Genomic DNA, 13,466 nt, shown 5'->3' on the forward strand with positions numbered 1-13,466 from the left:
CTGCAGGCAACGCGCATGTCTTCCCGACTTCCTGATCCTGGCGCCGACGAACGCGCCCACTCCGACCGATTGTTGACACGCCTGCGCGAGGAAATCGCAGCGCATGGTCCCATGCCGTTCTCGCAGTACATGGAGCGTTGCCTGTACGCGCCTGGCCTGGGCTACTACAGCGCGGGCAAAACCAAGTTCGGTGAAGCGGGTGATTTCATCACGGCGCCGGAGTTGGGCGATCTGTTCGCGCGCTGCGTGGTCAATGCCACGTATCCGGTCATCCAGATGCTGGGTGATGACGCTGATTTCCTCGAGCTGGGCGGTGGCAGTGGCGCCTTTGCCGAAGCCGCGCTCAAAGCGTTCGCCGCCCAGGGTACGGTGCCGCGCCGTTACTACATTCTCGAACCCAGCGCTGACCTGCGCGAACGCCAGCGTGAGCGTCTGTCCACCGCTCTGCCATCCGAACTCTTTGCGCATGTGCTGTGGCTGGATCGTCCGCCGGAACAGGACTGGCAAGGCGTGCTGTTCGCCAACGAGGTGATTGATGCCTTGCCGACCACGCGCTTCGCCATGCGCGCGGGTGAGGTTTATGAGGAATACGTCGCGCTGGATGGAGAAGGCCGCTTGATGCGCGTGGATCGCCCCGCCGACGCGCTGGTGTCGGGCGCCGTGCGTCATGTCGAGCGCGATCTCGAAACGGAGTTTCCTGACGGATATCGCTCGGAAGTCCTGCCGCAGCTGCCTTACTGGATCCAGGCCGTCGCGGGTTCCCTCACTGCCGGCATGATGGTGTTGGTGGACTACGGCTACGTGCGCAGCGAGTACTACCTGCCCGAACGCAACGATGGCACTTTGCGTGCGTTCTATCGCCATCGCTCGCACAACGATCCGCTGCACCTGCCGGGCCTCAACGACCTGACGGCATCGGTCGACTTCACTGCGCTGGCCGAAGCCGGCAACAGCGCCAGCTTTGGGGTGGCCGGCTATATGCCGCAGGCACAGTTTCTGATTGGCAGCGGGTTGCAGGACGTTTTTGCCGCTGCTTACGAAGCGGCACCCGACGAAGCGGCGCAATACAACCTTGCCCAGCAGGTGAAGAAGCTCACGCTGCCCGACCAGATGGGTGAGCGCTTTCAGGTCATGCTGTTCGCGCGTGGCATGGACGTGTTGCCGCTGCCGGCCGAGCTGCTGGAAGCGGATCAGGGTGACCGGCTCTAAGCACTACCGCCACGGGTAAGCCCATGGCGGAAGGTTATGCATGAACGTCGAGGGCCGATCCATCAGGTTTCTGCGTAGCTCGCGATGACCGGCGAACATGGGCGGGGCATGGCACCCCTATAACCTGCAGGACGACTGTGATCCTGCAGGTGCAGACAGATACGTCGCTGCCGTGATCAGGGCTGGGCCGGTGTACTGCCACTGGTGGAGGACGGCGCCGGCAACACAGGCTTATTGTCATCCGGGCGCTTGACCAGTTGGCCGTGTTTGAACAGGTACGCAGCGATCTGATAGTAGGCCGTGGCGTCGTCGACCTGACTCTGATCCACGGGCACGTTCGGCACTGCGTCGCCGTTGTCGAAGTTCGGCTTTACCTGCTCCAGCTTACGCTGCGGCTCGAGCACGGTGAGCACGTCGCCGTGCAGGTAGCCGAGTTTTTCGTAGGTGGCCGGGAAGGCGCGTTCGCGGCCGGGCTCGAGCTGGAAGAGGTCGGCGCCGAAGAAGCGGCTGCGATAGCTGAAGTTCAACAAGCCCATCAGCGTCGGGATGATGTCGACCTGCCCCATTTGCCGCGTGACGCGCTGCGGTGGGATGTTCTTGGGCGAATAGATCCACAGCGGGATGTGATAACGGTTGATCGGCACACTGGTGCGGCCCGCGCTGGAGGCGCAGTGGTCGGCGGTGATCACGAAGACCGTGTCGTCAAAGTACGGCTTGCCCTGGGCGCGCTTGAGGAAGTCGGCGATCGACCAGTCGGTGTACGCCACGGCGGCTTCGCGCGTGCCGTTCTTCTCCGGTACGCGGTTGGCTGGCACGGTGAATGGACGATGGTTTGACGTCGTCATGATGTGCAGGAAGAACGGCTTGCCCTGTGCATGGGCCTCGTCCATCTGCTTGAGCGCCAGCGTGTAGAGATCTTCGTCGGCGACGCCCCACACGTTTTCGTGGTGGATGGTTTCACCCTTGGCGATATCGTTGCGATCCACCGCGCGATAGCCGTTGTGCGCGAAGAAGTAGTTCATGTTGTCGAAGTAGCCGTAGCCACCGTAGACGAAATCGGACTGATAACCGCGGTCATTGAAGACATTCGCGGCAGAGAACAGATTCTCGTTGTTGTGCGCCTTCACGATGGAGTCGCCCGGCGTTGGCGGCACCGAGAGCGACAGTGCCTCCAGGCCGCGCACCGTGCGGGTGCCGTTGGCGTAGAGGTTGTCGAAGAACATGCTCTTGTCGATCAGTGCGTCGAGATTGGGCGTGATGTCGCGCTTGTCGCCGAACTCCTTGAGGTAGTCGGCCGACAGGCTTTCCACGCTGATCAACACCACGTTGAGGTGCTTCTCCGGGCCCGTATGGCGGATCTCGCGGGTCAGATCGTGCGGATCGTCGCTGACGTAGGTGGCTTCGGGCGTCTTCACCAGTTCGCGCACGCGCTTGAATGCCTCGTCGTCAGGCAACGTGCGGTAGAAGCGCGAGTAGTCGAGGTGGCTGCTGCGGAAGGCGGCGACGAACTCGTAGACGCCATTGCCGGCCAACTCGTTCACGTAGGCGTTGTCGGAGTGGTCCTTGAAGGTACCCTTGATGCCCACGGCCGTAACGACCGTGATCAGCAGCCACACCAGCACTACCTTACCGCGCTGGAGGAAGGTGCTGCCGCCGTTGCGTGCCTTGAGGCCGCTACGGCTGAGCCACACGACCACCAGCGTGGCCAGTGCCAGCAAGCTGATCCAGGTGCCCAGTGGATAGGACTCGCGGATGTTGCCGATCACTTCGGTGGTGTAGACGAGATAGTCCACCGCAATGAAGTTAAAGCGGGTGCCGAACTCACCCCAGAACACCAGCTCCGACGCGGCCACGAACAGCAGGCCGAACAGCAGCACCGCGGCGCCGACGTAAAGCAGCCATTGCCCCAGGCGCGAGACATAGATGCGTTCCGGCACTAGCCACAGGTACAGCACCAACGGCCAGGCGAGGTAGATGAAGGCGATCAGGTCGTAACTCAGACCCACGCCGAACGCGTAGGCCCAGTACAGCGGGTTATGCGGTACACCGCCCCCGACCATGAAGAGCAGCACGATGCGGGTGAGCGCACCAATCAGCACGTAGCTGATGGCCAGCCACCACAGCGGGCGAAACCGCTGACGCAGCGGCGAGATCGGTTGGGGCGCAGTCGGCACGGAGAACTCCGGAAAAGCGGAAAACAGAGGTCAGGCCAAGAAACGGCCGGGCGGCATGATTGGGTGACCGCGGTTATATTTGGAGCCGGTTTAGCGGCGCCAAGTCAGCGAACAGATAACCTTCTACCCTATTCCGGGTTGTCTTTCATCTGGCTTTGTCGGCGGGAGGCTTCTGCACCGCAGCAATGGCGGTGGCGCGAGCGGCTGCCATGGCCTCGCCGATGGCAGGCCCCTGAAGGCCTTCGGCCACGAAAGGCTCGGAGCGCACGGCGGCCGCGGCATCGCGAGCGCGCTGCAGATAGTCCGCCTGCGGGTAGGCGTCCTCTTCGTGGCCCAGGCGGCCCCGCTTGTCGGCCTCGCAGGCGGCGAGGAACAGCGAGAGCCTCTCGGGACGCCGCAATGCGTCCAGCGACGTGAGCAGACGCAGCACGGTCGACGGCTTCAGCTCGAAGGCGCGATGCGTGTTGAGGTGTTCCCGGCATACCAGCTCGGCCAGCGCGGCGTGTTCCGTGGGCACCTTCAGGCGTTCCGCCAGTTGCCGCAGTGGTGCGACGCCAGCGTGTTCGTGACCCAGATGACGCGGTAGCACGTCGGCGGGTGTCAGTGCCTTACCGAGGTCATGGGTGAGCGCGCAGAAACCCACCACGTCGTTGCTGGGCGCAATGCGGGCTGCCATGTCGAGCACCATCTCCACGTGTACACCCGTGTCGACCTCTGGATGAAATTCCACGCGTTGTGGCACGCCGTAGAGCGCATCCACTTCGGGGAACAGTACGGCCAATGCGCCAGACTCTCGCAGCACGCGCAGGAACGCGGACGGCTGCGCTTCGGTCAATGCCTTGCGCGTTTCCTGCCACACGCGCTCCGGGACGAGATGATCGACCTCTCCATCTCGCACCATCTGCTGCATTAGCTGCATGGTCTCCGGGGCCACATTGAATCCCAGTGGCGCGAACCGCGCGGCGAAACGAGCCACGCGCAACAAGCGCACCGGGTCCTCGGCGAAGGCAGGCGACACGTGGCGCAGCAGGCGTTGTTCCAGGTCGCGCGCGCCGTGGAACGGATCGACGAGATGGCCGTCCTCACCTTGCGCCATGGCATTGATGGTGAGGTCGCGCCGTGCCAGATCTTCTTCCAGGGTCACCGACGGATCGGCGTGGAAGGCGAAGCCGTGATAACCCCGGCCCGTCTTGCGTTCCGTGCGCGCGAGCGCGTACTCCTCGCTGGTGCGGGGATGGAGGAATACCGGGAAATCCTTGCCCACTGGGCGGAAACCCTGTGCCAGCATGTCGTCGGGCGTCGCACCGACCACAACATGGTCGTGATCGGTGACGGATCGGCCCAGCAGGTTGTCGCGGACGGCGCCGCCGACGAGATAGATGCGCATGGATGGATTCTGCCATGCGCGGCGCGATAAACCTGCCATTTACGCTTGTGCGCGACGCAGTGCGCTGCTGTAGAAAGTCACTTAGCGTCCGGCGGAGCGCGCCACGGAAAGTCGCCGTTGCCGAGCGGGTTCCTTCAACAGCACGGGCAGCCACGGGGCCAGCGGCTGTGGCGTGATGCCCAGGGCCGCATAGCCGTCCACCTTGCCGATCGAATCGGTACGCAAGGAACGGAAATTGTCGAGCGAGAACGGTTTGCCCGGCAGCCACTGGGCCACTTGCGCCTGCAGGCGGCCCAGGCCGTCCGGCAGCGAAATGATGGGCGTGTGCACGCCGATGGTGTCGCGGATCATGCGCACGATGTCACCCAGCGTCAGTACGTCCGGGCCATACAGTTCGAAGCTCTGGTCTACGCCCAAGCCATCGTCGCCGATGCAGCGTGCCATCGCCTCGGCGACATCGCCCGCCCAGGTCGGGGCCATGCGCGAAGTGGCGCGGGCGAGTGGCAAGGCGGGCATCTGCCGCAACAGAGCGGCGAAACGGTCGACCAGGCCTCCGCCCGCGCCGAACATCACGCTGGGCTGGTAGATGGTCCACTCCATCGATGAGCGCCGGACCAGTGCTTCCGCCTCGCCCTTGCTCTTGAGGTATTGCGACAGGCCCTGGCCCGCCTTGAGCGCGCTCATATGGTGCAGGTGCGTTACGTTGGCGGCCTGGCAAGCGCCGAGGATGCGTTGCGTCAGCTCCACATGTGCGTGCTGAAAGGTCTGCTCACCGAAGGCGTTGAGGATGCCGACGAGGTTGATCACCGCGTCGGCGCCTTCGAACTGGCGACGCAGCGCGTTGGCGTCATAGACGTCCACACTGCGGGTGCGTACGCCGGGTAGCACACTCATCGCGCGTTGCCGCTCACGGTTGCGCGAGAGCAACAGGATGCTGTGACCGTCTTTCGCCAGTCGCGGCAACAGATGTGAACCGACGAAGCCGGTGCCGCCGAGTATGACTAGTTGTTTGGTTTTCACCGTCACGTGCTGTCTCCGGCTCATCGTGTGCCGCTGCTGCTGGCCGCGGCGGGCGGCAGCAAGCTGCTCGCAGGTGCGGCTGAGGCGGCTTCCGCCGGCGTGGGTGGTGCTACCGCCGGGCACCCTGCCAGCTTACGCTCGCTATGGCTGTCCGGCAGCATGTAGGTCTGGCCGATAGGCGTCAGCCAACGCGACAGGGTCACCGCATTGCCATGCTGGCGCCAGTCGTAGATCACCGCGAAGGACATCACGCGCGCCACGTACTCACGCGTTTCCTTGTACGGAATGGTGGCGATGAACAAGTCTGGCGGCAGCGTGCCACGCGCTTCCAGCCACTGGTCGACCTTGCCGGGGCCGGCGTTGTAGGCGGCACTGGCCAACCATGGCGCGCCGTTGAAGCGATCTGCCATCTGCGCGAGGTAGCGCGTGCCCAGGATGATGTTGGTGATCGGGTCGTACAGCGAGTCGCCGCCGGTCCAGGTGACGCCGTTTCGCTTGGCGACCAGGGCTGCCGTCGAGGGCAGCAACTGCATGAGGCCGCGTGCGTCAGCGCCGGAGCGCGCGTCGGCCATCCACGCACTTTCCGCGCGAAGAATGGCGTAGGCCCACGACGGATCGATGCCTGCTTCCTTCGCCTGCGGTACCAGGCCGTCCTGGCTGGCGAGCGGGAAACGCTGCTCGTAATAGCGCAAGGCATCGCCGGTGTTGAAGGTGAACACAGCGCGGTCGTACCAGCCGCGGCGATTGGCAAGATCGACGGCGAGTTTCAAGGTATCCGGATCGGCACCGTCGAGTGCCTGCGTCCATTCGCGGCGTGCCTGCTTGGGCAGACCGACAGCATAGAGTTCGAACGCACGCACCAGCCCCTGGTTGGCGAGCAGGGTGCGTTCGCGTTGTGGGTTGCTCTTCAGATCAAGCTGGCAGATGCCATAAGGAGCGTTGACGCGGTCGGCAGCAAGGAAGCCGAAGAAGGTCGGCTCCGCCGCCAGGCCGCCAAGCACCTGTTGTGCCTCGGCATCGCGTCCCATCTGCGTCAGCGCACGGGCGCGGAACCAGCGCCATTCACCATCCTGCTGTTGCGTGGCTGGCATGGCGTCGATGGCGGCGAGTACGGCGGTCCAGTCCTGCTGGGCCAGGGCAGCGCGCACGCGCCATTCGCGGCTCGTATCGGTCTGCACCGAGGCCGGCAACGCGATCAGGCGTGACAGCGCACTCGCGTCGTAATCGGTGGCATGGAACAAAGCCAGTGCATACATCACGCGGTTACGCTGATCCGGCGTGAACGCGAAATGGCTCTGCAGCTTCTGCCATGCAATGTCCGCGGTGACCGACTGGCGGCGTGCCAGGCGCTCCAGCGCCAGCATGGCGGCTTGCCGGTTGCGCGGCGAGTCGGGCCACTGGTTCGCTGCCACGGTAGCGGCGCCCGCGTCACTCAACGCCGACGCGATGCGGCGCGCGGATTCGGCATCGGCCGCAGGCAGCCATGCGGCGAGGCTATTGATGGTGCCCGGCTGCACGGCGTCGGCTGCACGGTCGATGCGGTCCCACAGACGCGGCGTGGTGAGCAGCCCCTGGTCATGCGCTGCGCTAAGCACCGGATCGCAGGCGCTTGGCAGTTTCGGCTTGGACCACAGCGCGGCAAGATCGCGATCGAAGTTGAGCTGCGTTCCCTTGCTCAACTGGGCCTGCAGGGCGTTGCAGCTGAGTGCGTCGCCGAGGCCGGGCTGGTACATCGCGAGAAAACCATCCCAGTCCTGCCGGCGTGCCAACTCGGTGAGAAAGTCGCGACGCAGGTCGCTCGTGGTGAGCTGGCCTGGATAACGCTTGATGTAGTCATCGACTTGCGGGCGCTGAATCTGGCGGATGTCATGCGTCAGCGAGGCCGCCTCAAGATACGGATACAGCGGGTAGTCCTGCAGGCTACCGGCGAGGCTGCGCCAGCTATCGCCGCCCTGCTGGGCGGCGGCATAGGCCTGTTTGAAGGCAGCGCGCTGCATCTCGGTCGGCTCGGCGGCTGCGGCCGCACCCGCCAGCCCCAGGCCAGCAACGATGATGAGCAGGCGTTGGGCGATTCGCCGCGGTGCTGCGTGCAGTGACATGACTACTCCTTCCTTGTGCCGATACCGGCGCAGTGTAGATCGCGGTTCCGCAGAAGGCGGCGCGCTGCGCTGGACAGGGCAGGATGGCTAATGCCCGCTGAGCGCGACGTGAAACAGGCTCTTGAGCCGAAGATGTGCATGGCGTGAGCGGGTCGCCTGTTAGAATCGTCCTCCCGAGGCGCCGGGTCCGGCGCATACCAGGAAGTGCATGTCGCCCCCGTCCTCGCCGTCGTCCCGCGTTGCTCCGATCGCATGGCTGATCCTCATCCTGGCCATGCTGTGTGGCGCGGTCTGGTGGTGGCGGATCGGTCGCCCTGTGTCGTTGCCTGATGCGCCGACGGCGCGCATTGCCTGCGTGTCCTATGCACCTTTCCGCAAGCCGGGCGAAACGCCGCTCGATCCGCATGCGTTCATCAGCCCCGAACGCATCGATGCGGACTTGAAGGCTCTTTCAGAGCGCTTTGATTGCGTGCGCACCTATTCGCAGGGCTTCGGCCTCAATGCCGTGCCGGCCATCGCGCAGAAGTACGGTATGAAGGTGCTGATGGGCATCTGGCTGGGTCGCGACAAGGCATTCAACGAGCGCGAAGTGACGAACGGCATCGCCACCGCCAAGGCGTACCCGGAAGTGATCCGCGGCGTGATCGTCGGCAATGAAGTGCTGCTGCGCGGCGAGCAATCGCCGGAAGCGCTGACCGGCTATATCAAGCAAGTCCGCGATGCCTTGCATGACGAGCATGTCCCGGTGACGTATGCGGATGTGTGGGAGTTCTGGCTGCGTTATCCGCAGATTGCCGACTCGGTCGACTACATCACCATTCACATCCTTCCGTATTGGGAAGACGAACCCGTGCCGCCGCAAGATGCGCTTCAGCACGTCGCTGCCGTCTATGCACGCATGAAGGCGCGTTTCGCAGGCCGTGCCGTGATGATCGGCGAAACGGGTTGGCCCAGCCAAGGTCGCCCGCGTCGACAAGCGAGTGCGAGTTTGGTGAACGAGGCCCGTTACCTACGCGACTTCCTGCGCTATGCGGGTAGCGTGGACATGCCCTACAACGTGATCGAAGCCTTCGACCAACCCTGGAAGCGCGATCAGGAAGGTACGGTCGGTGGCTACTGGGGCATCTTCGACGTCAATGCGAAACCCAAGTTCGGCATGCAAGGGCCGGTGACCGAAGAGCCGAACTGGATCGTCGGTTGGTATGCGGGTGCCGCAGGTGCGGTGCTGTTCCTGCTGACCGGTTTCTGGCGTCGTGAACTGGGCAATACGAGTAGCCGTATCGCGCTGGCGATAGCAGGTTTCGCCACAGCCACGTCTATCGCCTGGCAGGGGCGTCGGATGATCTTCGATTGCCGCAATCAACTGGAGTGGGTGTTCTCCGGCCTGCTCTGCGCGCTGGCGCTGCTTTCGGCGATCTATCTCGCGCGCCGCATCGCTGCGCGACTGGCTGGTGCGTCGCTGCATTTGCCGGATAGGCGCCTGCGGTTCCTGTGGATGTTCGGCCTGGCGTTCTACGATCTGCTGTTGGTCTTCGATGGCCGTTATCGCGACTTCCCGCTGGGCCTGTTCTGGCCATCGGCGGTCGGCTTCCTGATCGCCTCGCTGATGGAAACCCGCACGAATTGCGTGGTGCCCATGGTGGAGGAGCGCTTCATGAGCTGCGTGCTGCCGTTGCTCGCTGCTGTGGTGGTGGCGCAGGAGGTCGGACTCAATCCCTCGACCTGGCTATGGCTTGGCGTGAATCTCGCGACCGCCGGTGCGGTGATGATCGAGTGGCGCCGCGCCGTTCGACTGCAGGCGCACCAGGCGCAGGCAGCCCACCAATAGCGCAAACGCGCCCGGCGCGAAGCAGTACAGGATCACTGCGACCAGTCCCGTTGCCGCGGCAAGCCACGCGGCGAACGGCTTCTTCCACGACAACGCCAGCACGGCGGCGGCCAACGCCGCCCAGCCGTAGATGCCCATCTGGTAGCTGTAGGTGGCGGACATGCGCAGCGGGGCAAGAATGAAGCCCATCACCGTTGCGTGCCGCGCGGTGCATTCGAGCGACTTCATCGTATCGCACAGGTGCGCGACGTCCGGCGATTCGACCAAGCCGTAGCGCAGCGCATAGGCGATCACGCCGATGATGATCAGCGACAGCCATGGCAAGGTCAGGCGTAGGATTCGTTTCATCGGCGCGTTCGGTACATGCGGGGGGCGATATGGCCGGGCAGGCGGATTTCAGCCGCGATCGGCAAGTGGTCGGAGAAAGCCTGCGGCAGCGCCCACACTTTGTCGAGATGGATCTTCTCGGACGTGAGAATATGGTCCAACGCGCGCTTAGGTTTCCAACTGGGAAAGGTGGGCGTCGATTGGTCGGGTGGCACGAGGCTCGATGTGGCGAACAGATGCTTCATCTCCGCGCTGCGCACCTCGGTATTGAGGTCGCCCATCAGCACCGCATGCGGATAGTCCTGCAAGAGCTCCGCGATAAAGCCGAGCTGCTTGGCGCGGGCGGGTGCGCTCAGCGAGAGATGGGCAATCATCACCGCCAGTGCATCGGTACCTTCGCCAAAACGCGCCAGTAGCGCACCGCGCCCGGGAATGCGGCTGGGCAACGGATAGTCGAGCACGCTGGTGGGCTCAATGCGGCTGATCAGGCCGTTGGCGGAGTGGGCCAGACGGGCCATCGGACGATTGGGCTGATGGCTCCAGAACGGCATGCCCGCCGCTTCGGCGAGGTAGCGCGTCTGGTTGAGGAAGCCTGAGCGCAGACTACCGGCATCGGCTTCTTGCAGGCCGATGACGTCGAACTGCGGCAGCACTTCAGCCAGCCGATCGAGATTCTCCAGCTTGCTGCGACCCGGCAGCACCGCATTGATGCTGCGGGTGAGGTATTCGCTGTACCGCTGCACGCTGGCACCGGCCAGGATATTGCAGCTCAGCAGGCGCAAACGTCGCTCTGGAGCGGGGGCGGTGGAGGTATCGGGGCGATTCATCAGGCGGGCAAGGTAGTCGCAAAAGGTTGACCGCCGCCATCGTGGCGGCGGTCAGACGCTGGAAACGTCAAGGATGCCCGTCCGGTTGTGAACGCGGGGAAAGCTCCTACGGGGCTTACTTGGCGTTGGTTAGCTCGCGCTTGGCCAGCCACTGGGTAACGGCCGACAGCTCGTCCAGCGTCTTCACGTTGGCGGTGCGGTACTTGCCATCGACCACGATGGTCGGCGTGCCGTCTACCTGCCAGGCCTTCACCAGCTCCATATCCTTGCGGATCTGCTGGGTCACCTCGTCGGAGGCGGCGATGCGCATGAAGTCGTCGCGCTTCACGCCGTGAGCAGCGTAGAAGTCGGCCAGCTCATCCAGGGTGGAGATCGGGTAGTGCTCGTCGAACTTGGCCTTGAACAGCTCCAAATGCGTCTGTTCCGCCACGCCCAGCTTCCGCGCCGCGTAGTAAGCGCGGGCGTACGGCACCCATTCGTCACTGAAGGCGGCCGGAAGCAGCTTGAACGTCACGCCCGGCGGCAGTTGCTTGCGCATCTGGTCCGCGATGGGGGCGAAGTGGGCGCAGTGGACGCAGCCGTAGGAGAACACCTCGACCACTTCCACCTTGCCTTCGTTACTGACGCGATGGGCGGGGGCCGGCAGCGTCACGTACTCGGTGCCGTCGGTATACGGTGCGGCGTCATTGGTGCCAGTTGCCGTGCAGGCGCTGGCAAGCAGCAGGCCGGCAATGAGGCTCAGCGCGCGCAGGGGGGGCAAAACGCTTGAACATGGGTCGTACTCTTTGAGTGTGGCTGAGGGGGGGAGAGGTTATTCGGCGCGGCTTACTTGCCGGCCGCTTCCTTGGACACCAGCCACTTCACAAGTTCGATCGTCTGGTCGTAACCACCGGCCGAGCCCGGCGTCAGGCGGTACTTGCCATCGACGATGATGGTCGGGGTGGAATCCACGCCGTAGGCCTTCATCAGGTCGTCCGAGCGCTTCACCTTGGTGTTGATGGCGAACGAGCTGGCTACCGCTACGAATTCCTTCGGATCGGCGCCGAACTTGGCATAGACCTTGGCGGCGTCGTCCAGCGTGGGCAGTGCGGAGGCTGGCTTGAGGCTGGTTTCGGTCTTCATGGCGCTCAGTTCCTTCGTCGTCCACACGGCGTCATACATGGCGTCGTTGGCCTTGTCGGCCACGCCCAGCGCCTGCGCGGTGAGGAACGCGCGCTGCAGCATCGGCCAGTTCTCCTGCGGCATGAACGACGCCGGCAGGTAGGCAATGGAAGCGTTGGCAGGCAGCTGCTTCACCAGCTCGTTCATGGTCGGGTGGAACGCGCTGCAGGCCGGGCAGCCGTACGAGAACACTTCGGCCACTTCGATCTTATTGGTGTCGCTGACCTTGGCCTGTGCCGGCTCGATGCGGAAGTAGTGCTTGCCCTCCACCCACTTGCCGTCATCCACAAACGGTGTGGCCGGGGCGGCGGGGGCGGCCGGAGCCTGTGCCGTGGTGCTGGCAGCGGCCGGCGCGGCCGTGCTGGCGGCTGCCGGAGTGGCGGCCGTGGAGGCGGCCGCCGGTGGCTGTGCGGCTGGCGCGGTGGCTGCCGGCGCCGGCTGCGGGGCCTGGCGAGCGTTGTCGTTGTTGTTGCTGCAGGCGGCGAGCGCGAGCAGGGCGGTACACATGAACGACAGACGCTTCAGCATGGTGATCCTCAATACTTTCACTTGGCTTGTAACGGACACGCCGGCCAACGGCCGGCGTGTCGGGGGCGTTTACTTGGCGGCGGAAGGGCCCGCGCCTTCGGCGGCGTGCAGGCCTTCGACATAACTGGCGACGGCGGCGATGTCCTTCTCGTCCAGCTTCTTGGCGATGCCCGGCATGATCTGCGCGTGGGCATCCTCGCCCCAGACGGTGCCGTCGTGCCAAGCCTTCAGCGTGGCCTCGATGTACTGCGCGTGCTGGCTGGTGAGTTGCGGGTACATCGCGCCCGGGTTGCCGCGGCCATCAATGCTGTGGCACGCCATGCAGGCCGGTACGCCCTTGCTGGTATCGCCCTGGCGGTAGAGCTGCTGGCCGCGCTCGACCAGTGCCTGGTCGGCCACGCCCGGGAGCGCGCTCTTGCTGGCGAAGTAAGCGCCGATGTCATGCATGTCCTGCTCGGACAGCGGTGTGGCCATGCCGAGCATGATCGGGTTCTGGCGCTTGCCGGACTTGAAGCTAGCGAGCTGGTGGACGATGTACGCCTCACTTTGGCCAGCGAGCTTGGGGTACTGGGGGTCGGTCGAGTTGCCGTCCATGCCGTGGCAGGCGCCGCAGACAGCGGCTTTACCCTGGCCGGCGGTGGCGTCACCCGGTTTCACGGCGGCAGTGGCTTCGGCCGGCTTGGCGGCTTGTTCGGCGGCAGCAGGGGTGGCGGAGGTGGCCGCCGGGGCGGGATTCTTGGCTTCCTGGGCGAAGATCGCTCCGGAAGACAACGCAAAAACGAGGGCTACGGCATAACGAACTACAGCGGGCCGGAAACCGGCAGGCCGAAAACTCATACACTTGTCTCCCGAAATACTGCTGTGGCTGCACGGTCCGCGCTGGCCAGCACGTCCGCAACTGGCAGA

General features: G+C 64.5%; 11 protein-coding genes. 2 read left to right on the top strand and 9 right to left on the bottom strand.

Annotated elements, in window-relative coordinates; translation table 11 throughout:
* The first annotated feature begins 15 nt into the window (after positions 1-15).
* Positions 16-1,209: a class I SAM-dependent methyltransferase gene (locus tag DYST_RS16975; RefSeq protein WP_239946852.1), complete on the top strand. Its 1,194-nt coding sequence runs from the start codon at positions 16-18 to the stop codon at positions 1,207-1,209.
* Positions 1,210-1,385: 176 nt separating this feature from the next.
* Here DYST_RS16975 and DYST_RS16980 read toward each other — a convergent pair whose 3' ends face one another.
* The 4 genes from DYST_RS16980 to DYST_RS16995 all read right to left on the bottom strand — a co-directional run bounded on the left by DYST_RS16980 (position 1,386) and on the right by DYST_RS16995 (position 7,889).
* Entirely contained in the window at positions 1,386-3,383 is a 1,998-nt protein-coding gene (locus tag DYST_RS16980) for an LTA synthase family protein (protein WP_239946854.1), read from the bottom strand.
* Between the two features lie 145 nt (positions 3,384-3,528).
* On the bottom strand, positions 3,529-4,770 hold the full coding sequence (locus tag DYST_RS16985) for a multifunctional CCA addition/repair protein (protein WP_239946855.1): 1,242 nt from the start codon (positions 4,768-4,770) through the stop codon (positions 3,529-3,531).
* A gap of 81 nt (positions 4,771-4,851) precedes the next feature.
* Positions 4,852-5,790: a complex I NDUFA9 subunit family protein gene (locus DYST_RS16990; RefSeq protein ID WP_239952142.1), complete on the bottom strand. Its 939-nt coding sequence runs from the start codon at positions 5,788-5,790 to the stop codon at positions 4,852-4,854.
* A gap of 20 nt (positions 5,791-5,810) precedes the next feature.
* Positions 5,811-7,889, bottom strand: coding sequence for a transglycosylase SLT domain-containing protein (locus DYST_RS16995; protein ID WP_239946856.1), 2,079 nt, complete (start codon positions 7,887-7,889; stop codon positions 5,811-5,813).
* 208 nt (positions 7,890-8,097) lie between these two features.
* Here DYST_RS16995 and DYST_RS17000 point away from each other — a divergent pair, with 208 nt between their 5' ends.
* Positions 8,098-9,717 (top strand): glycoside hydrolase family 17, encoded by a 1,620-nt coding sequence (locus DYST_RS17000; RefSeq protein WP_239946857.1) that lies wholly within the window; start codon positions 8,098-8,100, stop codon positions 9,715-9,717.
* On the opposite strand, the gene DYST_RS17005 is transcribed toward DYST_RS17000, so the two are convergent.
* From DYST_RS17005 to DYST_RS17025, 5 genes are all read right to left on the bottom strand, one after another.
* The gene (locus DYST_RS17005) at positions 9,616-10,065 is read right to left on the bottom strand and encodes a hypothetical protein (RefSeq protein ID WP_239946858.1); all 450 of its coding nucleotides are present in this window, start codon (positions 10,063-10,065) and stop codon (positions 9,616-9,618) included. The two genes, DYST_RS17000 and DYST_RS17005, sit on opposite strands and share 102 nt — an antisense overlap.
* Positions 10,062-10,871: an endonuclease/exonuclease/phosphatase family protein gene (locus DYST_RS17010; protein ID WP_102303001.1), complete on the bottom strand. Its 810-nt coding sequence runs from the start codon at positions 10,869-10,871 to the stop codon at positions 10,062-10,064. Before DYST_RS17010 ends, DYST_RS17005 begins: the two co-directional genes overlap by 4 nt.
* 115 nt (positions 10,872-10,986) lie before the next feature.
* Entirely contained in the window at positions 10,987-11,631 is a 645-nt protein-coding gene (locus DYST_RS17015; protein WP_239946859.1) for a thiol:disulfide interchange protein DsbA/DsbL, read from the bottom strand.
* Between the two features lie 65 nt (positions 11,632-11,696).
* Positions 11,697-12,560, bottom strand: a complete 864-nt coding sequence (locus DYST_RS17020; protein WP_239946862.1) for a thiol:disulfide interchange protein DsbA/DsbL — start codon at positions 12,558-12,560, stop codon at positions 11,697-11,699.
* 69 nt (positions 12,561-12,629) lie between these two features.
* Positions 12,630-13,397: a c-type cytochrome gene (locus tag DYST_RS17025; RefSeq protein WP_239946864.1), complete on the bottom strand. Its 768-nt coding sequence runs from the start codon at positions 13,395-13,397 to the stop codon at positions 12,630-12,632.
* Positions 13,398-13,466 lie beyond the last annotated feature (69 nt).

Origin of the sequence: Dyella terrae (assembly GCF_022394535.1) — a bacterium.
Lineage (GTDB): Bacteria > Pseudomonadota > Gammaproteobacteria > Xanthomonadales > Rhodanobacteraceae > Dyella.